The organism is Trinickia sp. NRRL B-1857 (assembly GCF_050470685.1).
In the GTDB taxonomy this organism is placed as follows: domain Bacteria; phylum Pseudomonadota; class Gammaproteobacteria; order Burkholderiales; family Burkholderiaceae; genus Trinickia.
Map to the genome: position 1 here is coordinate 2,319,274 of NZ_JBFLUK010000001.1, position 20,835 is coordinate 2,340,108.

A 20,835-nucleotide genomic window follows, 5' to 3' on the forward strand; every position below is an offset into this window, starting at 1 on the left:
GCGAAATCGAATTTAACGCGAGGCCCGGCCACGGCGCTCGCAAGCCTTTGATTTCATAGTCGTTCCGATCTGCCACCACGCTGTGCTGCGCAGCGCTCCGCCCGCTTTTTACCGGTAAACTTTCGTAAAAACGAGCGCCATCCATTTAGGATTCCCAATTAAATCGGCTCGAGGGTTTTCTCGCGCTTTGGCGGTACGCATGATCGCCGGCTCGATTCGCCGCGTTCGCATCGAATAATGCGGTAACTGCCGAGCGCGCTTTCGTCGGCAAACCGTTGGAAGATGTTCAACGGCTCGCATCGCACCCCGCACGTGAACGCGTCGAAAAACGCGCGTCCTTCGCGCGGATAGGTATGCAGCGACACGTGCGACTCCGACAGCAACAGCAACACCGTCACGCCCACCGGCTCGAACGCATGCTCGATCGTGCCGAGCACGGTCGCGCCCTCGGCCCGTACCGCCCGCGTCAATGCACGAACGAGCATTTCACCGTCGTTGAGTACGTCCGCCCTCGTATCGGCGATATCGACGAGCACATGACGCCCATAGGCAAGATGAACCGATTCGACATCATCCATGGCGGACCGCCGTGTTTGCCGCGCCCAGGTAGCCCACGGCAACGACGATCATGCCGATCAGCGAGATGCCGACACTCACGGGCGCGACGACGCATAGGGCCCCCGCAAAGGCGCCGGACATCGCCTCGCCCGTATTCGCCAGCGTGGAAAACAAGCTGAAATTTTTGCCGACGTTCTCGTGCGAGGAGAGTCGCTGAATGTTCGTCGGCAATGCGATGTCGACGAATGCACCGATGGCGCCGAGTACGAAGCATGCGGCCAGGGTCGCAACGGCGCTCACCGCGCAGATCGGCAACAGCGCGAGCATGAACCCGTAGCAGCGCCAATAGGTCATCAGGCTCGATGTGCTGAACTCGCGCAAGAAAGTGCCGCATACGAGGGCCCCCGCCATCGCGCCCAGCGCCAGAAAACTCATGGCGTAGCCGATCACGCTGTCCGCGAAGCCTTCTCCTTTCAGCATCGTCGGAATGAGCACACGCAGCGCCGCACCGACGAACAAGATGCAAAGCGCCGAGTAGCCGATACTCACGAAGAGATCGCGCCGACCGAGCGCCGCTTTCAGGTTGGCCGCGAAGTCGCGGTAGAGCGCGCATAGACCGACCGTGCCCCGACGAGGGGCCGAGACGTCGCGTGAATCGGGTACCGGCGCGCCGATCGCATGGCGGATGCAAAGTGCCGAGACGAGATACGTCGCCGCATCGATCGAGAGGACAAACCCGGGATTCGTCACGGCATAGAGCAAGGTCCCGCCAAGCGCCGGGCCGAGAAAGCCGCCCGCCTCCGCGACGGTCTGCGTCGCCGCATTCGCGGCGGGCAGATGCTCGGCTTGCACGAGCGAGGGGATCGCGCCTTGAAACGCGGGCTGGAACACCGTGCGTAGCGCGGTCATCGACATGCCGATCAGCGCGAGCGCGACAACGCCCAATCGCTCGCGCCACAACAACCAGCAGAACAACAGTGTGATCGTCATCCGTGCAAGATCGGCGAAGACCATCAGCGAACGGCGCGGCCAGCGATCGGACAATGCGCCGCCGAGCGGCCCGAGCACGACATAGGGGATGAAGCGAAAGAAATAGATGGCACCGGACGCAGCGACGTTCGCATGCGTGACGTGCAAGACCGTAATGATGAAAACGAACTCGTGAACGCCGTCGCCGACTTGCGAGAGGAGATGACCTGTCAACAAGACGGAAAGCCGGCGTTCCTTGCGCAGCATTGCGAGCATCGTCACTCCTAGGCCACGGCGATGGGTACGATCGGAAATAGCAGCTCCCGCTTCGAAAAGCGGCGCCCACGGTTTTTGAGCTTGTCGATCACCATGCCGTTCATCAGCAGTTGATCCTCATGCGGCATCAAGAAGTACATAAGGTTGACGTACCAATACCAGCCGAGCTTGGTGAGCGAGACGCTGAACTCGTCTTCCGTTACGAGCGCCTCTTGCTTCAAGCGCTCGAGTTTTTCCAACACCTCGGGATGCACGTCATTCCATCGTATATGGCGCTTCTCGATCCGGCCATGATAGGGCAAGCGCAACACGATCGGGCGCGCATAGTCGAGCGCATGGTCATGCATGCTCGTTTCGCACGGAATACGACCGGCGAAGATCGCTTCGCCATAGAGCTTCCTGCTATGCGTCTGGGTCATGACATGCCCCATCGTGGAGCTGATCGCGTTGACGCCGAAGCCCATCAAATCGTAGTCGTGATAGCCGTAGACATGCTCGTGGTAAATGAAGGAATACGCCTCGCTCACGATTTCGGCACTCGCGCCGGCGCGTACGTAGCCATGGCCGTTATGCGGCACGAAGCCCGCATGGCGCATCGTTTGATCGACGAGCAGATTCATCCCGAACTTGCGCATCGCCGATGTGGGGGCGGCGCCGGCGCGGGCCAGCTTCTCGTGCAGTCCGACTTGCGTCACGACGTTATCGATGGGATAGATGTCCACGTTCGTCGTGCCGAGCCCGACGGCCGCTTGCAAGTCGGCCATAAGTTCCTCTTCGTCCTGCCCGCTCATGCCGTAAAGAATGTCGAACGTTTGGTAGGGGAACCGCTCTTTGAGCAGCGTGGCCGCGGCGGCGATCTGATCGAGCGATGCGGTCAGATCGAACATGTCGCGCCATTTGGGCGAAAAGGTCTGCAACCCGAACCGAGGGTGCGTGACGCCGATTTCGCGCATGGCCTCGGCGCGTTCGGGCGTCAGGCTCTTCACCTCGACTTCGAACGAGAATTCGCGCAGGCGCGACAGGTCGAATGCCGCTCGAATCGACGCGCCTATGCGGGCGATCTGCTCGGGATCGAGCAAGCTCGGCGTGCCGCCGCCGAAGAAAATCGCAGCGATCGGCACTTGCTTCAAGTCGATCGAATCGGCCTTGAGCCGGATTTCAGCGATCAGCGCTTCGACGTAGTCGTCGATGACGGCTCGGCTCGAATAGCGTCCCCGCGTGAAGGGACAAAAGTTGCAGATCGTGTCGCAAAACGGAATATGGAAATAGAGCGCGCGCGAGCGCACGTGATGCGCGGCTTCGGCCCAAATGCTCGGGACGCTATCCTGGGCGCGCGCCTTGCCTTGGTTCGGAAAGAAGAAGTTGTAGATCGGAAACTGGCGATCGAATTTGACGAGCGACGGGCCTGACAGTAGCTGCATGCGGTTCTCCGTTTCGAAGGGGGTTTCCCCCCTTCTTCTTACCTACGACGATCGGATCGGATTACCAGCCACCCATCTTTACGGGCAACAGCGCGGTTGAGGGCGCTTCGAAGTATGCCAAGACGTCTTCCATTTTGGACTCCTAATTAATGAGATGCAGGAAACCTCCTGCGGGATGCCGGCCAAAACGCGGGCATGCGGTCACGCGACGGCAAACGTCACCGCCGCGAAAGCGGTTGCGGGAAAGAAGCGAAACTCACGCGCAGCGATACTGCGAGGCATGGTTTGAGGCCGGCTGCGGCTTCACTCCCGAAGAGATCGATTTATCTCGTTCGAGGTAATTTAATCGAGCCTGAGCACTCGGCGAACCCGTCGAGCCTGCTAGGTTGCGCGCAGGCGATTTATTGCGGGCTCGTTAGAGGTCCGTACGAAGAGACGGGAAGCGCGGCGGCGGGACGATCCCGCCACCGCGGGGGAGCGTTGCTGGTCGATGGCGCCTACGGGAGAGGGCGCCTCATGTTCGACAAGCGTGTTCAGCGATGACCGTGCTTCGCTTGCCAGCTTTTCATAAAATCGATCTCGCGGCGCTGGCTCTTGATGATGCGAGCGGCCAGCGCCTTCAATTGCGGATCTTTACCGTACTTCGCCTCGACTTCGGCCATATCGACCGCGCCTTGATGGTGGGGAATCATGTGCGAGACGAAGTCCTCATCGGCATTGCCCGTGTAGGCTTGCCCCTGCATCGAATCCATCATGTGTTTGTCGGCAGCCTTGAACGCAGCCGTGGAATCGCCGCCGGCGTCCTGGCTGCCGGCGGGCGCCGATTGGGCTTCGGCGACGCTACTGGGACTGGCGATCGACGCGCCTTGCTGGGCGAGCGCCGAGAGCGGCGCCGCGCCGAGGGCGACGGCAGCCGTCAAAAGAGCCGCGGATGCGATCTTGTTTGGGCGATACATGCGACATCCCTCCTTCCGAACGAAGAACGACAATCGGGCGCTCGCATAGCGCGCGCCAGGGCACGGCGCCAAGCGCGCATGCCTCGTTGTGCCCCGATGCAGCAAGTTAAATGCCGATGCAGTTCGGCAGCCGGCGCATTCCCGCGCCGGTTGCCCATCAATACGCCATCAAGTCTTTGTAGTTTTGCGGCGTGATCAGCTTGAAGGGTACGTCGACCGTGCGCGGCGGATTGGGTTGGCCCTTTTTCATGGCGATCGCAAGATCGACGGCTGCGACCCCCTGCCCCTTCGCATCCTGATAGACGGTCGCCTTCATTGCGCCCCGATCCATTTGCGCGAGGGCATCGGGCGTCGCGTCCACGCCCATGATGAAGATACTATTCGGCGCGCGCCCCGCCTTTTGCAGCGCAATGATCGCGCCGATCGCCATCTCGTCGTTGTTCGCAACGATCGCATCGAGCTTCTTGCCCTGCGCAAGCCAGCCGGCCGTAATGGTCATCGCCTTTTCGCGCGACCAATCGCCGACCTCTTCGGCCGCGAGATGCATGCCCGGATAATGCGCGAGGAAATCCTTGAATCCGCTCGTGCGCGCAACGGCCGCGTCGGTGCTCAATTGCCCGACGAGCACGCCGACATCGCCTTTGCCGTTCAATTGCTGAGCGACGTAATCGGCTTGAATGCGTCCCGCGAGGACGTCCTGCGATCCGACATAGGCCATGCCATCGGCAAGCTGTTCGGTCGGTTTGCGATTGACATAGACGAGCGGCACGCCGGCATCGCGCACGGTCTTCGTCATCGTGGCCGTGGCCGTCGCATCGACGGGCAAGATCACGATCGCATCGAGGTGCTCGTTCGCGATCATCGAGGCAACCTCGCCGTCTTGACGCTGCTTGTCCGAATGACCGTCGGCGAAGACGGGCTTCCAGCCTTGCTTGCGCGCCTCTTTCGACATCGCCTCGCGCAGCAGCGTCGGGAAGTTGTCGTCGAACTCGGCCATGGCGATGCCGATTTTCGGCTTCGCGCTCTCGTTCGTCTCGGCGCGCGCCGGCGAGGCGCCGCACGCCGCCCATACGCTGAGCACAATCAGACAGGCATTGAAAATACGGATCGTTTTCATGCCGCACTCACCCGGAACACGGCCACCAGCGAGGCTAAACGATCCGCTTGGTCGCGCAGCGAGGAGGCGGCCGAGGCCGACTCTTCAACGAGCGCTGCGTTTTGCTGCGTCGTCTCGTCGATATGCACGACCGCTTCGCGCACCTGCACGAGATCGCGCTGCTGGGCTTGCGAAGCATCGGCAATCTCGCCGATCAAGGCGCTCACGTGACGTACGGCTTCGATGATGTCGTTCATCGCTCCGCCCGCTTCGCTCACGAGCTGACCGCCCGCATCGACGATGCCGACCGACGATTCGATCAACTCCTTGATCTCCTTGGCCGCGGCGGCCGAACGTTGCGCCAGCGCGCGCACTTCGCTCGCCACCACCGCGAAGCCTCGGCCCTGCTCGCCGGCCCGCGCGGCTTCCACGGCGGCATTGAGCGCCAGGATGTTCGTCTGGAACGCGATGCTGTCGATCACGCCGATGATGTCGTTGATCTTGCTCGAGGACGCCGTGATTTCGCTCATGCTCGTCACGACACCCGACACGATGTTTCCGCCGCGTTCCGCCGCGCTGAACGCTTGCTGCGCCAGGTCGTTCACTTGCAGCGCAGTCTCGGTCGATTGCGACGCCGAGCTGCCCAGTTGATCCATGTAAGTTGCCGTTTGCTGCACCCTGAGCGCAACCTTCTCCGTGCGCGAGCTTAAGTCGAGATTGCCTGCCGCAATCTCATTGGAAGCCGTATTCACCGATTCCACACCGTCGCGCACCTCCGCGATCAGCTTGCGCAGCCGATCGGACATCTCCGAGAGCGAGCGGATCACGAGCGCGACTTCATCGTTACCTTGCGCCCGGATGTTCACCGTCAGGTCGCCGCCCGCAACGGTCTGCGCGAACCGCACTGCTGCATGCAGCGGCACGCTGATCGCACGCGCAACGAGCGTCATCAACGCAGCCGCAATGGCCACCGCCAATACCACCGCGATCGCGATCAGGGTGAGCGATCGATGCGCGGAGCCCGTCGCATCGTCGCCGGCCTGCGTTGCCGCGTCCTGGCTCGCATTCGCGAGCTCGGACAGATCGGCCGTGAAGCGCTCGAAACTCTTTGCGCTGTCTTGCATGATGATGGCGCGCGCGGCATTGGGCGACGCGTTATCGACTTCGTCTTGCAGGTTCGCATCGAGCGAGAGATAGTTGCGCCACTCGGCGCTCGCGTGCTCGTAGGTCTTGCGCTCGACATCGCCCAGTTGGAGTTCGCCGAACGCCTTGAGCTGCGCCGACATCGCATTGATGCTGCGCTTGAGGGCGGGTGCCACCTGATCGCGCTGGTCCCAGCGCACGAGAATGTAGGCGAATTCTTCGTTGCGCACCGTCGCCGCAAGCTGGGCCATCCGTTGCGCCTGCATGGCTGTCGGCATCCACTTGCCGCTGATCGCACCGCTCTGCGATGCGATGCGCGCGATCTGCATGGCGCCGAAAGCGCCGACCAGCAATAGGCTGGCCAAGGCGACGGCCAGCACGATCTGTAGCTTGCGGGCCACAGACACTTGAGAGAGAGCGTTCATAAATCCGAAACCGAAAGTCCGCGTTATTTGCGTGAAAGATGCACTTCACGGACCTCTTATCGGCAGCGCTTTCGATACCCAATAGTGTTGTAAGCACTTTTTTATTGAGCGACGGACCCTCGGCAACGAAACGGCCCTGCTGCGGTCAACCCAGCCAGCCCGCAATGGCACCTGCGACGCCCGCGACGCAGACGGCGATCGCGCAGAGGCTGACCGCCCATCGATAGGCGCCGCGCAGACGATAGGCCTCGGGAAGGGCGACGATCGCGAGCACGATCAACGGGCCGACGACGAACGGCAGCAATAACGCGTTGACGACTTGAGCGGCCACATTGACCGAAACCAAGTCGGGTTGGAATCCGACGAGGCAGGCACTGGCGATCACCGCTAGAGCGTAGATGCCGTAAAACCACGGCGCGCGATACGGTGGCGTTTGCAGCGAGCCGCGATGGCCGGCAACCTCGCTCAAGCCCCAGGCCAGCGCAAGCGAGCAGACGATCGCCGCCACGAGCGACGCCCCGAGCACGCCCACGCTGAAGATCAGCCGCCCCGCCTCTTCCCCTACGACGCCGAAAAACGCCGCCGCAATCTCGCCGACGTCGTGCAAGCCCAATGCGCGGCCGTGCGACGACAGGGATGCGGCTGCGGCGACGAGTACCGCACCGGTCAAACACTGCGTCAATACGGCGCCCAATGCCGTTTCGATGCGAGCCGATCGATCGTCGGACAACGTTCGCCGCTCGTCCGCGATCGCCGCTTGCTGATAGAAGATCATCCACGGATTGAACGACGCGCCGATCAGCGCGGCGGCCAAATAGACGAACTGAGGATGACCGAGCGGCCAATCGCCGGCCTGGCGCGCTAGCCGAGGCCAGTCGGGACGGGCATGCCAGGCGACCGCGAAAAATGCGAGCTCGGCCAATCCGATCAACATGGCGACACGATCGATGCGCTCGTGCGAGCCGGTGCATACAAGCGCCAAGAGCAGCGCGGCGGCGACGGAAAGCGAGGCGGCGCGCGGCACGCCGTACATCTCGCCGATGCCCGCAATGCCCGTGAACTCGGTCACGAGCGAGCTGAAGACAGCGACGACGAGCGCGATCGCCGCCATGGCGGCCCAGCCTCGCCCTAGCCGTTCGCGTACGAGTGCGCCGTAGCCGCGGCCGCTGACGATTCCGAGCCGAACGCACAGCGCTTGAACCATATATAGCGGCACGGCCAGTGCGAGCAGCAACGGGAGCAATCGGATACCCCACTGCGCTCCGCTTTGCGCGGCCGCGACGACGTTGCCCGCGTCGCAGTCGGCCAGCATGACGAGCAGCCCCGGGCCCCATCCCGCGAGCGCGCGGCATGTCTTGCGAAATTGGGTGGCGACGAGTGGCAGTTGCGGCATTGCTGAACGGTGGCGCCGATTAGCCCTTGCGGGCCCCGAGCGGACGGCGGCAAAGCGAGCACTCTATCATTCGAGCGTCGGCTCGGTATCGAGCCCTGCCCAACTGACGCTCGACACGCCTTTTTCCATGCTCAGCCGGCTTGCCATTTGTTCGAGCTTCGATTGATCCTTCGGATGAAGTCGCAATGTCGCCGTCACCTCGATGCGCTGCGGCGCTTCGGGCACATCGCGACTCATGAGACTTTGGAACGACAGCGGCGCGGAGGACATCGGATTGCAAAGAATCGCGCGTACGTGGATCTCGTCTTCTTCGCGGCATACGACAGTTAAGACGTATTGCCGCACGAGGTCCGCGGCGGAAACGGGCGTGGCGTTGATCGTGCGGCTGACTTCGCGCAATACGGTGTTCGTCACTAGCACGATGGCCGTTCCGGCCACGGCGGGCGCGTAGAACCCCGAGCCGCAGAGCACGCCGACGGCAGCCGAGCACCAGAGCGTTGCAGCCGTATTGATGCCGTGCACCGAGCCCTTTTCGCGCATGATGACGCCGCCGCCCAAAAAGCCCACGCCGGAAACGACATAAGCCGCGATCCGCGTCACGCCATCCGCTCCGTTGCCCGCCAACATCCCGAGCGTCACGAAGAGCGCCGCGCCGCTCGCAACGAGCGTGATCGTACGCAAACCCGCCGTGCGCTGGCGAATTTGCCGTTCGAGGCCGATCGCCACCCCACAGCCGAACGCGGCCAACAGCCGCCAAACGAAATCGGAAATCATAGGCATCACTTCAATAAGATGTTGCGCGCATCGAGGCTCAAAGGCCTTGCGCGGCAAGCGTCCACGCGAGCCGATGCTCGCGACGAAGCCTCGGCGGCATGCGCGAATGCGCAAGCGCCGAAACGCTGAAAGGGTGCACGCGGAATATGACGGAAGACGCGCACCGCCCGCCGAAAGCGGGACGGCGGCGAAGAGAGCTGGCGCGGACGTCCCGCCTGTCAGGCGGTAAAACTCGAAGAGCGACTACTACTGGAGTCCAAGACGCGAGCCTCGCGAGAATTAGGGCCGCGCCATTCTATGCGGCGTGAACGAGCGAAGTCAACGCAACGCCTTCACGCTAAAACGAGCCTTTGCCTATAACGGCCAATCGGCGCGAGAATGTGCGCGCCCTTTTTGCGCCGACGACGGAACAATGGAAAAGAATCGACTGGAAGCATTTAGCGACGGCGTCATGGCCGTCATCATCACGATCATGGTGCTCGAGTTGAAGGTGCCGCACGGCGAAGACTTGAATGCGCTCGCTCAGCTTTGGCCGATCGCGCTGAGCTACGTGCTCAGCTTCATCTACGTCGGCATCTATTGGAACAACCACCACCACATGTTGCAGGCCACTCGGCGCGTGAACGGCGCCATTCTTTGGTGGAACCTGCATCTGCTGTTTTGGCTGTCGCTGCTGCCTTTCAGCACCGGATGGATGGGCGAAAACCATTTCGCGCGGTGGCCAACCGTGCTTTACGGCGTCAATCTGCTCACTTGCGCGCTGGCCTGGACGTTATTGCAAACCGGCCTCGTCCGCCATCACGGGCCCGACAGCCTGCTCGCTCGCGCCATCGGCAAGGGAGAGAAGAGCAAGGCCTCCCCGGCACTGTATCTATCGGGCATCGCCGCCGCTTGGATCGGCTATCCGAGTATCGGCCTCGCGTTCTTCGCCGGCACCGCGCTGCTATGGCTCATTCCGGATCGCCGGGTGGAGCGCCTCATGCAAGCGCGCGATGCGGACGAGCAGCGGTAGACGGCGTTTGCGCCGAATCGTGCATCAGGCGTCAACCATCGCGTTCGGGCACCGTTAACGGAGTGAAGCACGTCGCTTCACGCCACTTCTGGAGGGATGGTCATGTTGAACAAATTCATTTTGGCTGCGATCGCGGGCATGTTCGCAGTGGGCATGGCACACGCCCAAGCTTCGGCGAGCACGGCGGCGGCTCCCGCCGGCGCGTCCGCATCGGCCCCTGCCGGCGGCTGCGAAGCCAAAGCGATCGGCAAGAACGGCAAGCCGCTCGCCGGCGCCGCGAAAACGTCGTTCATGAAGAAATGTCAGGCCGATGCGATGAAGACAGCCAAGGCCGGCTGCGAGGCGAAAGCCGTCGGCTCGAACGGCAAACCGCTTGCTGGCGCGGCCAAGTCGTCGTTCGTGAAGAAGTGCGAGGCCGACGCGGCCAAGTAACCCGACTCACGTAGCGCCTCTCGCGCGCCGGCCCAGCATCCGCTCGGGCCGGCGCACTCTCGAGATACGCCTTCGCTAGCCGACGCTCGGCTCGCCTTCGCCGGGTCGCTGCCCCGGTTTGTCGGCCGGAGATTGCCGGCGCGACTTGTCATCGCGCTCCGGCATGCGGCTGCGCGCATCGTCGCTGTGATGCGCCGGCTCGGGCTCGTTGGCCATCTGCTTCGGATCGTTGGTGTTCGGATCGTTGGTGTCGCGGTTCATATTCGCCCCCACGGTCGTTGGATTGGTCCAAGTTCGGACGCAATAAACAGGCCGATTCGGTCCTCCCCCTTTCCCCTCTCCCGTGCGCCGTTGCCGCCGACCTGCTGCGTTTTCGCGAATTCAACCCTGATTTTCCCGCATCGCGAAAAATGTAACGAGCCCTTAGCTTTTGCCGAGCGCCGCCGACAACCAGATTAATGGCACATCCCAAGCAGTAAGCAATCGGGGATGCCGATCGGATTTCATATTGAGGGCACGCATGTCTACCCACGACATCATGCACGATGAGCGCACGCAGCTCACGAGCAAGAACAAGTTTGAACTTCTCCTGTTCCGTCTGGGCACCGCACGCCCTGGCGCCGCGCCGGGACTGTACGGCATCAACGTTTTCAAGGTCCGCGAAATCATTACGAATCGCGAGGTCACGCCGATCGCCGGGGCCCCGGAGGCCGTGACGGGCGCGATCGACATTCGCGGGCAAATCATTCCGGTGATCGATCTGTGCCGATTGACGGGCAATACGCCGTCGCGTGAGCCGAACATTTTGCTGATCACGGAATTTGCGCGCACCACGCAGGCGTTTGCGGTGGAAGACGTGGACGACATCGTGCGGCTCGAATGGAGTCAAGTGCATCCGGCCGAATGCGCCGGCGGCGCGGGTTACATCACGAGCATGGCGCGGTTCAACGGCGATTCGGGCGAACTGCGTTTGGCGCAGGTGCTCGACGTCGAGCAGGTGATGCGCGACGTGTTCCCCGAGCAGCATCGCGACGTCAACAAGGCGGAGCTCAGCGCCGAGGTCAACTATGCGGCCGGCGGCGGCAAGATCTTGGCGGCCGACGACTCGGCCTTCGCGCGCTCGTTGTTGGATCAGGCGCTCACGGCGATCGGTGCACCGCACGTGATCGCCAATACGGGCGAGGAAGCCTGGCAGATGCTTCAGCGCTATGCGGACGAGGCAGAGAAGGAAAACGTGCAGGCACGCGACAAGATCGCGCTTGTCATCACCGATCTGGAAATGCCGGAAATGGACGGCTTTATGCTGACGCGTCGAATCAAAGCGGACGACCGGCTCAAGCATATCCCCGTCATCATCCATTCGTCGCTGACGGGTTCGGCCAACGAAGCGCACGTGCGTAACGCGGGCGCCAATGGCTATGTCGCGAAGTTCGCGCCGCAGGAGCTGTGCGCGGCGATTACGGAAGCGTTGGCGTCGTAAGGCCAGCGGCCGGCTATATATTGGTTGGGCAGTCGAGCTCATTCATCGTCTCGATCGACCGGCGTGGTGATGGGGCAAGGTAGAATCGGACCTCGCTATTCATCACGCCCGTCATCGAGACGAGGAGAGCAGATTGCCGAAAGCAAAGCTACCTAGCCTGACCGTCAAACGCTTCGGTCCGATCACGGAGGCCGACGTCGCATTCGGCGACTTGACCGTTATCATCGGCCCTCAGGCGACAGGCAAGAGTCTCTTCCTCCAAACGCTAAAGCTGCTGGTGGATAGAGATCACATTCACGACATGTTCTCGCATCACAACATGTCGTTCGGCGGGCGGGAGGAGGCTTTTCTCGACGCTTACTTCGGTCGTGGAATGGCAAGCGGGTGGGGTCGCCATTCCGCAATGAGCTTCAACGGAAAAGCTGCGACCTTAGGCGAGCTTGCACGGCCAAGCAAGAGCAAAACTCGATACGAACGATTGTTCTACATACCGGCTCAACGTGTGATGAGCTTGCCGGGCGGCGTATCGCAAAATTTCGGTACATTCAACTTCGGAGACCCTTATTCGCTACGCGCATTTAGCGATTCGGTCCACGATCTGATTCAAAACGAATTCGCGGCGAAGGGCGAGTTGTTTCCCGCTCCGAATCGACTCAACGCAGTCTTACGCCAACCGATCAGCGAGCAGTTGTTTGGACGTAGCAGCCTCGTTGTCGATGAAAGCGAATTCACAAAGCGCCTCGCTTTGCTCGTTCCCGGACAGAAAAAGGCCCTGAGCTTTCTCTCTTGGTCCGCGGGTCAGCGTGAATTCACGCCGATGCTCATGGGGCTGTACTGGCTCTGTACGGTCACGCAAAAGCGAAAATCGGGATCCAATGCAAAGGAAACGATCGATTGGGTCGTCATTGAAGAGCCCGAGATGGGCCTTCATCCCAAAGGCATCCAAGCCGTGCTTCTCCTCGTGCTCGAATTGATGAGAAGAGGCTATCGTGTCGTTGTATCGACACATTCCCCCGTCGTTCTGGAAATGGTCTGGGCACTGCAAGAATTCAAAAAGCTGGATGCCGACGAAGCCAATGTGAGAAAGCTCTTCGATCTCGCGGCCGTGCCATACGCCAAAGAACTCGCCGGTGCGGCACTTGCAAAGGACTACCGTGTCTATTTCTTCGATCGAAGCGGTCAGTCCCACGACATCTCGCAGTTGGATCCAAGTGCAGAGCATATCGACGAATCGGAATGGGGTGGGCTGGTCGGATTCGCGTCGAAAGTGAATGCCGGTATCGCGCAAGCAGTGAATCAGGCAGATGCAAAAAAACGGCGTACCAAGAGGCAACCGGCCAGGACCGGGGAGGGGCGATGAGGCGTGAAAGCAACCGAAGACCGAACAGCACTAAGGAATCGTCGCAGTTCGGAATGGCTGCGGCACGCGCCGGCATTGCGGCGCAAAGCGGAAAAGGTGCGATCAAGGCGGAATATCGAGCCGCCATTTTGACTACGCCGCCTTGGACGCATACGGAAAGTATCGACCTCGACGCACATTTCGAACGCGAAGAGCCCAACGCATGCCGATGGGACTATGGTGTCGGCATTAAGCACGGAACAGCTGAACTTCTAGTCTGGGTCGAGCCGCACCCCGCATCGAGCACGGGCGAAGTGAAAAGACTCGTGGACAAGGTCAACTGGCTCAGGGCCAAGCTGAATACACCCGAGTTCAAAGAATTGAGCAGCTTAACGGATGCAACGGTAAGCAAAGGACATAGTGCCTACCGCTGGCTACACGCTGGGGCTCTCCAAATCGCAAGGGGAAGCAAAGAGGCTCGAGCGTTGGCGCGCGCCGGTATCGAGTTTCCTACGCGACAGATCAAGCTGCCGTCCTAAAGGGGGCAGCGACCCATACGCGGGGTAGTAGGTTTGCCCCACGAAGGATCAGTTCCGCCACCGCCCCGAAGGCCCCTTACTCCACCGTCACCGACTTAGCCAAATTGCGCGGCTTGTCGACATCGGTCCCGCGCGCGCAGGCCGTGTGATACGCGAGCAGTTGCAACGGCACGACGTGCAGAATCGGCGAGAGCATGCCGTAATGCTCCGGCATGCGGATCACGTGCATTCCCTCTTCGTTGACGATCTTCGTATCGGCATCGGCGAACACGTAGAGCTGGCCGCCACGCGCCCGCACTTCCTGCATGTTCGACTTCAACTTTTCGAGTAGCGCGTCGTTCGGCGCCACCGTCACGACGGGCATCGCCTCCGTCACGAGTGCCAGCGGCCCGTGCTTCAATTCGCCCGCGGGATAAGCCTCGGCGTGGATGTACGAGATTTCCTTGAGTTTGAGCGCGCCTTCGAGCGCGATCGGGTAGTGCAACCCACGTCCCAGGAAAAGCGCATTCTCCTTGCGAGAGAACTCTTCCGCCCACGCGATGATCTGCGGCTCGAGCGCCAGCACGCTGTTCAGCGCGGCGGGCAAGTGACGCAACTGCTTCAAGTAATCGGCTTCCTTCGCCGCATCGACATAGCCGCGCAGCTTGCCGAGCGTCACGGCCAGCGTGAACAAGCCGACGAGTTGGGTCGTGAACGCCTTCGTCGACGCCACGCCGATTTCACGCCCGGCATGCGTCAAGAACTGCATCTCGGTCAGCCGCACCATCGCACTCGTGCTGACGTTGCACACCGCCAACGTGTGGCGATGGCCAAGCTCTTGCGCATGCTTGAGCGCAGCCAGCGTATCGGCCGTCTCACCCGATTGCGAGATCACCACCACGAGCGCCTTCGGATTGGGCACCGACTCGCGATAGCGGTACTCGCTTGCGATTTCGACTTGCGTCGGAATCTTCGCGATCGATTCCAACCAGTATTTCGCCGTCGACCCCGAGTAATAGCTCGTGCCGCATGCCAGGATCAGGATGCTGTCGATTTCGTCGAACGCCGCGCTTGCCTGCGCACCGAACAGCGCTGGCGCGAATGCTTCGCCAGCCGGAATCGTGTCGGAGATCGCACGAGGCTGCTCGAAGATTTCCTTTTGCATGAAGTGCCGATACGGCCCGAGTTCCACCGCGCCGCCGTAGGCCTGCACCGTACGGATCTCGCGCTCGACGAATGTGCCCTCGCGGTCGCTGATCCGCACGCCCTCGCGCGTCAGCTCGCAGACATCGCCCTCTTCGAGGAACATGAACTGCTCGGTACTACCCGCGAGCGCGAGCGCATCGGATGCGAGGAAGTTCTCGCCATTGCCCACGCCGACGACGAGCGGCGAACCTTGACGCGCGCCCACGACCGTGTGCGGCTCGTCCTTGTGCATCACCGCGATCGCATAAGCGCCGTGCAATTGCTTGACCGCTTCGCAAACGGTCTCGTACAGATTGCCGCGGTAGAGGCTGTGGATCAGGTGCGCGATGACCTCGGTGTCCGTCTGCGAGACGAATTCGTAACCCTTGCCGCGCAGCATCTCACGCAACGATTCGAAGTTTTCGATGATGCCGTTGTGAACGAGCGCCACCGTATCGCGCGAGAAAATCGGATGCGCGTTGTTGGTCACGGGTGCGCCGTGCGTCGCCCAGCGCGTATGCGCGATACCGGTCACGCCTTGGAGATGCCCTTCTTGCACCTGCGCATCGAGGTCGGCCACGCGCGCGACGCTGCGCGCCCGACGCGGCGCGCCGTCGGTCAATACGGCCACGCCGCACGAGTCGTAGCCGCGGTATTCGAGGCGGCGCAGTCCTTCTACGAGGACGGGAACGATATTACGCTGCGCAACCGCGCCGACGATGCCACACATGAGGAGTCTTCCTTTCGCAAATCCTGCTTCGTTCTTGAATCATGCGGCGCGCTCGCGCCCGCGTCCGTGCGCCACAGCGCATGCGGCACGCCGAGCGCACGACGCTTAGCTCTTTTTCTTGACGGGGCGCACGTAGCCGTCGCGCGTCACTTGCGTTTTCTCATTGAGCACAAGCGTCCCTTCGGGTACATCCTTCCATACGGTCGTCCCCGCGGCGATCGTCACGCCTCGGCCCACTCGCACCGGCGCAACGAGCTGCGTATCCGAGCCGACGAAAACGTCGTCCTCGATCACGGTGCGGAACTTGTTTGCGCCGTCGTAGTTGCAGGTAATCGTTCCGGCCCCGACATTGACGCGCGCACCGATGTCGGCATCGCCGATATACGTCAAATGGTTCGCCTTCGCACCTTCGCCGAGCGTCGCATTCTTGACCTCGACGAAATTGCCGACGTGCGCTTGGTCGCCAAGCACCGCGCCCGGACGCAGCCGCGCATACGGACCGAGAACGGCATTCGCCCCCACGAACGCGCCTTCGATATGCGTGAACGGTTCGATCCGCGTGCCGGCGCCGATGGTCGCATCGCGCAGCACGCAATTGGCGCCGACGGTCACGCCATCGGCCAACGTCACGTTGCCCTCGAACACGCAGTTCACGTCGATCGCCACGTCGCGGCCGCACGTCAACGCGCCGCGCACGTCCAGACGCGCCGGATCGATGACCGTCACCCCGTCCGCAAGCAGCGCGTCGGCTACGTTGCGCTGATGAATGCGCTCGAGCTCCGCCAATTGCGCTTTGCTGTTCACGCCGAGCGTTTCCCAGACTTCGTCGGGCTGCGTCGTTACCACGTCGAAGCCCGCTTCGATCGCGTGCTCGACGACGTCGGTCAAATAAAACTCGCCCTGCGCGTTATCGTTGCGCAGCGCGCCGAGCCACATCGCCAGTTGCGCGGTCGGCGTGACGACGATACCCGTGTTGATCTCGGCGATACGCAACTCTTCCGGCGTCGCGTCCTTTTGCTCGACGATGCGCGTCACGTATCCGCCGGCGTCACGCACGATACGGCCGTAACCGGTCGGATTGTCCAACGTGACGGTGAGAATACCGTAGCGCCCTTCCACGGCCGCATCGGCCAAACGCTTGAGCGTGGATGCTTTCGTGAGCGGTACGTCGCCGTAGAGCACGAGCGTGGGAAGCGCCGGATCGAGAAGCGGCAACGCCTGCTGCACGGCATGGCCCGTCCCGAGTTGTTCCGCTTGCAGCGCGAACGCGATGTCCGGCGCCGCGACGGCTTCGCGAACGGCCTCGGCGCCATGCCCCACGACGACAACGATACGCGCCGGCTCGAGCGAGCGTGCAGTATCGATTACATGCGAGAGGAGCGGCCGGCCGGCCAGTCGGTGAAGCACCTTCGGCAGCGCGGAGCGCATGCGCTTGCCGGTGCCTGCGGCCAATATGACAATGTTCATGGCAACGGCGAAAAATATAGAGACAAAGTGCGCAATTTTAGCATGCGGCCCCTCCCGCAAAGGCTGCGCGACCCGGCTCGCCGCCACATCGAGCGGCGGCACGTTCCGTCACAGTTCGTCGAACGGGACGAACGAAATCGCCTGCCCGTTGCCGGACTCGCCGCTCGTCCCGGTGGCGCACGGCTCGTCGTCGAATGCGATGTCGCCGAGCGGATCGGCTTGCCCCGTCGCGCGCAGTCCCGCGAACGGGAATAACGATGCATCCATCAAGTGCGAGGGCACCACGTTCGATAGCGCGTTGAACATGTTCTCGACGCGCCCCGGAAAACGCTTATCCCAATCGCGAATCAGCGCCTTCATTTCCGCACGTTTCAGATTGGGCTGACTACCGCATAAATTGCAAGGAATGATCGGGAACGCACGCAATTGCGCGTATTTTTCGAGATCGACTTCCTTCACATAAGCGAGCGGCCGGATCACGATATTCTTGCCGTCGTCCGATTGCAGCTTCGGCGGCATGCCCTTGAGCTTGCCGCCGTAGAACAGATTCAGCAGCATCGTCTGCAAGATGTCGTCGCGATGGTGGCCGAGCGCGATTTTCGTGGCGCCCAGCTCGCCCGCCACGCGATAGAGAATGCCGCGCCGCAGCCGCGAGCACAGCGAACACGTCGTCTTGCCCTCCGGCACGAGGCGCTTGACGATGCTGTAGGTGTCCTGGTTCTCGATATGGAACGGAACGCCCATTTGCGTCAGGTACTCGGGCAGCACATGCTCGGGAAACCCGGGCTGCTTTTGATCGAGGTTTACGGCGACGATGTCGAAATGAATCGGCGCCCGCTCGCGCAAGCGCAAGAGGATGTCGAGCATGGCGTAGCTATCCTTGCCGCCCGACATGCAAACCATCACCTTATCGCCGTCTTCAATCATGTTGAAGTCGCCGATCGCTTGGCCGACGAGGCGAGCGAGCCGCTTGGAGAGCTTGTTGTTCTCGTAGGCTTGCTTTTGCTCTTGACGCGTCAGCGCACGGTCCGCACCCGCTTCGTGCTCATCCGCCGCTTGGACGGGTGGCGTCTGCGCGCAAGCGCCTTCTGAGGCAATCGACTCGGGCGCGTTCATACGGATTCCTCTTTGATGCGAAACACTTGGACACCCACGGCGTCGCAATCGGGATAGACGTCCGGCTTTTCCGTCGACACGGATACGGCACGCACGCTCGGATGCGCGAGCATCGCCGCCGCGATGTCGTCGCATAGCGTCTCTTGCAGATGAATGTGTCCACGGCCGATGCGCGCGGCAATCGTTGCGCGCATGAAGTCGTAGTCGAGCACCTCGTGCAGCTTGTCTTCCGTGGGCGTCGTTTGCGCCAGCGGCGCGAACAGCTCGACGTTGATGACGACTCGCTGCTCCCCGCGCTTTTCGGACTCGTGCACGCCGATGTTGATGAAGACTTCGTAATTGCGCAGAAAGAGCCTGCGGCAGTCGGCGAGCCGGGGATGCAAGAGAGCGGCAACCATGTTCATTCCAATCAAAAATGCGCCGTTCGGCGCAGCAGGCCCGATGTGGCCGGGGCCGGGGCCGACGCGCCTTAACGCGTCAAAAACATTACATCACGCGGCAGCGGCACCAGGTGCTGTCCGCCGTCGACGACCAGCGTCGTACCCGTCACGCCGCTCGCGCGTGCCAAATAGCAAGCCGCGGCGACGATATCCTCCGACGTCGAGGCACGGCCGAGCGGCGTCACCCGATGCGCTCGCGCGAACTCCTCGGAAGTCTGATCGGCCGACTGAAGTGTGAGGCCCGGCGCAATGCCCACGACACGCACCTTCGGCGCCAGCGCCTGTGCAAGCGTGACGGTAGCCGTTTGCAGCGCGGCCTTCGAGAGCGTGTACGACAAATAGTCGGGATTCAAGTTATACAGCTTTTGATCCAGCACGTTGATGACGACGCTGCGCAATGCCTCGTCTTGTTCGGCCGCATCAGGCGTCGCCTCGAACAGCGCGCGGGCCAGCACGAGCGGCGCACCCACGTTGACGGCCATATGCGCGAGCAGCGAGGCGTAGCCGATGTCGCCCGCGGTGTCTTCGGCAAAGCGCGACGCGTTGTTCACGATACAAGCGGGCCGGCCGAGCGCCTGCGTGCAGGCCCCGACAAGCCCTGCGGCCTCGTCCTCGAGCGCCAGATCGGCGGCCAGCGCCACCGCGCGGCGGCCCATGGCGCGAATTTGTTCGACGAGCGCATCGGCTTCGACGCGCGACGCACCGTAGTGGACGGCGACATCCCATCCATCGGCCGCGAAGCCGAGCGCCAGCGCACGCCCAATGCGCCGCGCCGCGCCCGTTACGAGAACGACGCGCGAGGGCGACGCCGGGGCGCCGGCGTCAGAGCGAGAATCGACGGAGACGGTCATTTACAATGCCGGAATGAATCAAAAAGCTCACGAACCCGCTAGTTTACCTGTTCCGACCGCCGATGCGCTCGCGGCCAGCGCCCAACTCGTCGCGCAGATCCGCGACGCGATCGTAGCCGGCGGCGGCTGGTTGCCGTTCGACCGCTACATGGAGCTTGCCCTCTACACGCCTGGCCTCGGCTATTACAGCGGCGGCGCGCGCAAATTCGGCCGTCTGGCCCAGGACGGCAGCGACTTCGTGACGGCGCCCGAACTCTCGCCGATGTTCGCCCGAACGCTCGCTCGCGCGTTGGCGCAAGCGCTAGAGACAAGCGGCACGTGTCAGTTGATGGAATTCGGTGCCGGTACGGGGCGGCTTGCCGCCGGCATTTTGTCGGCCCTCGAGGGGCTGGGCGTCGGCGTAGACAGTTATTCGATCGTCGATCTCTCCGGCGAGCTGCGCGATCGCCAGCGCAAGACGATCGAAGCGTTCGGCGGCGCGCTGGCCTCGCGCGTGCGCTGGCTCGACGCGCTGCCCGAGCGGTTCGAAGGCGTCGTCGTCGGCAATGAGGTGCTCGATGCGATGCCGGTGCAGCTCTATGCGCGCACGGGCGGTGTTTGGCACGCGCGCGGCGTGGGCCTTGGCGAAACCGGCGCACTACGCTTCGAAGCGCGCGGGCTGGACGCGCCCGGCGTGCAGCTTTCGAAGGAAGATGCGGCGCTACTCGCCCAGCTTGACGCGGAAATCGACCCCAATCTCGACTACGTCGCGGAAACGCACGGCGCGGGCGCTGCCTTCACGCGCACCGTTTGCTCGATGCTCACCCGCGGCGCGGCGTTTTTCATCGATTACGGTTTCCCGCGCGCCGAGTACTACCATCCGCAGCGCACCGAGGGCACGATGATGTGCCACTACCGGCACCACGCACACGGAGACCCGTTCCTCTATCCCGGTTTGCAGGACATCACGGCCCACGTCGAATTCACGCGTATCGCGGAGGTGGGCGTGGAAACGGGGGCGGATCTCCTCGGCTATACGTCGCAGGCGCGCTTTCTGATGAACGCCGGCATCACCGACGTATTGTCCGAGCTCGATCCGGCCGACGCCGCTCATTTCCTGCCGGCGGCCAATGCCGTGCAAAAGCTGATGTCCGAAGCCGAAATGGGGGAGCTGTTCAAGGTGATCGCATTCTCGCGCGGTATCGATGGGACGCTCGATGCGTTCTCGCGCGGGGATCGGTCGCATACGCTCTAAGCGGTCGGGCGCCTGTCTCG

20 protein-coding genes are annotated in these 20,835 nt (G+C 62.4%); 6 read left to right on the forward strand and 14 right to left on the reverse strand.

The window, feature by feature from the left end:
• Positions 1-158 precede the first annotated feature (158 nt).
• From speD to AB1286_RS10330, 8 genes are all read right to left on the reverse strand, one after another.
• The gene (gene speD / locus AB1286_RS10295) at positions 159-578 is read right to left on the reverse strand and encodes an adenosylmethionine decarboxylase (protein ID WP_430363186.1); all 420 of its coding nucleotides are present in this window, start codon (positions 576-578) and stop codon (positions 159-161) included.
• Positions 571-1,803, reverse strand: a complete 1,233-nt coding sequence (locus AB1286_RS10300) for an MFS transporter (protein ID WP_430363187.1) — start codon at positions 1,801-1,803, stop codon at positions 571-573. Before AB1286_RS10300 ends, speD begins: the two co-directional genes overlap by 8 nt.
• 8 nt (positions 1,804-1,811) lie before the next feature.
• Positions 1,812-3,224: a coproporphyrinogen-III oxidase family protein gene (locus tag AB1286_RS10305; protein ID WP_430363188.1), complete on the reverse strand. Its 1,413-nt coding sequence runs from the start codon at positions 3,222-3,224 to the stop codon at positions 1,812-1,814.
• A gap of 533 nt (positions 3,225-3,757) precedes the next feature.
• Positions 3,758-4,180: a CopM family metallochaperone gene (gene copM / locus AB1286_RS10310; protein WP_430363189.1), complete on the reverse strand. Its 423-nt coding sequence runs from the start codon at positions 4,178-4,180 to the stop codon at positions 3,758-3,760.
• Between the two features lie 157 nt (positions 4,181-4,337).
• Positions 4,338-5,297, reverse strand: a complete 960-nt coding sequence (locus AB1286_RS10315; protein ID WP_430363190.1) for a substrate-binding domain-containing protein — start codon at positions 5,295-5,297, stop codon at positions 4,338-4,340.
• Positions 5,294-6,844: a methyl-accepting chemotaxis protein gene (locus AB1286_RS10320; protein ID WP_430363191.1), complete on the reverse strand. Its 1,551-nt coding sequence runs from the start codon at positions 6,842-6,844 to the stop codon at positions 5,294-5,296. Before AB1286_RS10320 ends, AB1286_RS10315 begins: the two co-directional genes overlap by 4 nt.
• Before the next feature lie 145 nt (positions 6,845-6,989).
• The gene (locus AB1286_RS10325; protein WP_430363192.1) at positions 6,990-8,237 is read right to left on the reverse strand and encodes an NRAMP family divalent metal transporter; all 1,248 of its coding nucleotides are present in this window, start codon (positions 8,235-8,237) and stop codon (positions 6,990-6,992) included.
• A gap of 66 nt (positions 8,238-8,303) precedes the next feature.
• Positions 8,304-9,011 (reverse strand): MgtC/SapB family protein, encoded by a 708-nt coding sequence (locus AB1286_RS10330; protein ID WP_430363193.1) that lies wholly within the window; start codon positions 9,009-9,011, stop codon positions 8,304-8,306.
• Positions 9,012-9,423: 412 nt separating this feature from the next.
• Here AB1286_RS10330 and AB1286_RS10335 point away from each other — a divergent pair, with 412 nt between their 5' ends.
• Positions 9,424-10,023 carry a TMEM175 family protein gene (locus tag AB1286_RS10335; protein ID WP_430363194.1) on the forward strand — a complete coding sequence of 200 codons (600 nt, stop codon included), beginning with the start codon at positions 9,424-9,426 and terminating at the stop codon, positions 10,021-10,023.
• Between the two features lie 102 nt (positions 10,024-10,125).
• On the forward strand, positions 10,126-10,455 hold the full coding sequence (locus AB1286_RS10340) for a hypothetical protein (RefSeq protein ID WP_430363195.1): 330 nt from the start codon (positions 10,126-10,128) through the stop codon (positions 10,453-10,455).
• A gap of 75 nt (positions 10,456-10,530) precedes the next feature.
• On the opposite strand, the gene AB1286_RS10345 is transcribed toward AB1286_RS10340, so the two are convergent.
• Positions 10,531-10,716, reverse strand: a complete 186-nt coding sequence (locus AB1286_RS10345) for a hypothetical protein (protein ID WP_430363196.1) — start codon at positions 10,714-10,716, stop codon at positions 10,531-10,533.
• A gap of 259 nt (positions 10,717-10,975) precedes the next feature.
• On the opposite strand from AB1286_RS10345, the gene AB1286_RS10350 reads away from it, so the two are divergent.
• The 3 genes from AB1286_RS10350 to AB1286_RS10360 all read left to right on the forward strand — a co-directional run bounded on the left by AB1286_RS10350 (position 10,976) and on the right by AB1286_RS10360 (position 13,813).
• Entirely contained in the window at positions 10,976-11,935 is a 960-nt protein-coding gene (locus tag AB1286_RS10350; RefSeq protein WP_430363197.1) for a chemotaxis protein, read from the forward strand.
• A 211-nt stretch (positions 11,936-12,146) separates the two neighbouring features.
• Positions 12,147-13,295 carry an AAA family ATPase gene (locus AB1286_RS10355; protein ID WP_430363198.1) on the forward strand — a complete coding sequence of 383 codons (1,149 nt, stop codon included), beginning with the start codon at positions 12,147-12,149 and terminating at the stop codon, positions 13,293-13,295.
• A 53-nt stretch (positions 13,296-13,348) separates the two neighbouring features.
• Positions 13,349-13,813 (forward strand): hypothetical protein, encoded by a 465-nt coding sequence (locus AB1286_RS10360; protein WP_430363199.1) that lies wholly within the window; start codon positions 13,349-13,351, stop codon positions 13,811-13,813.
• A gap of 76 nt (positions 13,814-13,889) precedes the next feature.
• On the opposite strand, the gene glmS is transcribed toward AB1286_RS10360, so the two are convergent.
• From glmS to AB1286_RS10385, 5 genes are all read right to left on the reverse strand, one after another.
• Positions 13,890-15,707, reverse strand: coding sequence for a glutamine--fructose-6-phosphate transaminase (isomerizing) (gene glmS / locus AB1286_RS10365; protein ID WP_430363200.1), 1,818 nt, complete (start codon positions 15,705-15,707; stop codon positions 13,890-13,892).
• Positions 15,708-15,812: 105 nt separating this feature from the next.
• A complete protein-coding gene (gene glmU, locus AB1286_RS10370) occupies positions 15,813-17,174 on the reverse strand; it encodes a bifunctional UDP-N-acetylglucosamine diphosphorylase/glucosamine-1-phosphate N-acetyltransferase GlmU (RefSeq protein ID WP_430363201.1) in 1,362 nt (453 codons plus the stop codon).
• Positions 17,175-17,282: 108 nt separating this feature from the next.
• Complete coding sequence (gene ttcA, locus AB1286_RS10375; protein ID WP_430363202.1) at positions 17,283-18,290, reverse strand: tRNA 2-thiocytidine(32) synthetase TtcA; 1,008 nt, start codon at positions 18,288-18,290, stop codon at positions 17,283-17,285.
• Positions 18,287-18,688: a dihydroneopterin aldolase gene (locus tag AB1286_RS10380; protein ID WP_430363203.1), complete on the reverse strand. Its 402-nt coding sequence runs from the start codon at positions 18,686-18,688 to the stop codon at positions 18,287-18,289. Before AB1286_RS10380 ends, ttcA begins: the two co-directional genes overlap by 4 nt.
• Positions 18,689-18,759: 71 nt before the next feature.
• Positions 18,760-19,581, reverse strand: a complete 822-nt coding sequence (locus AB1286_RS10385) for an SDR family oxidoreductase (protein WP_430363204.1) — start codon at positions 19,579-19,581, stop codon at positions 18,760-18,762.
• Between the two features lie 13 nt (positions 19,582-19,594).
• Here AB1286_RS10385 and AB1286_RS10390 point away from each other — a divergent pair, with 13 nt between their 5' ends.
• On the forward strand, positions 19,595-20,815 hold the full coding sequence (locus AB1286_RS10390) for a class I SAM-dependent methyltransferase (RefSeq protein ID WP_430363205.1): 1,221 nt from the start codon (positions 19,595-19,597) through the stop codon (positions 20,813-20,815).
• Positions 20,816-20,835: the final 20 nt, after the last annotated feature.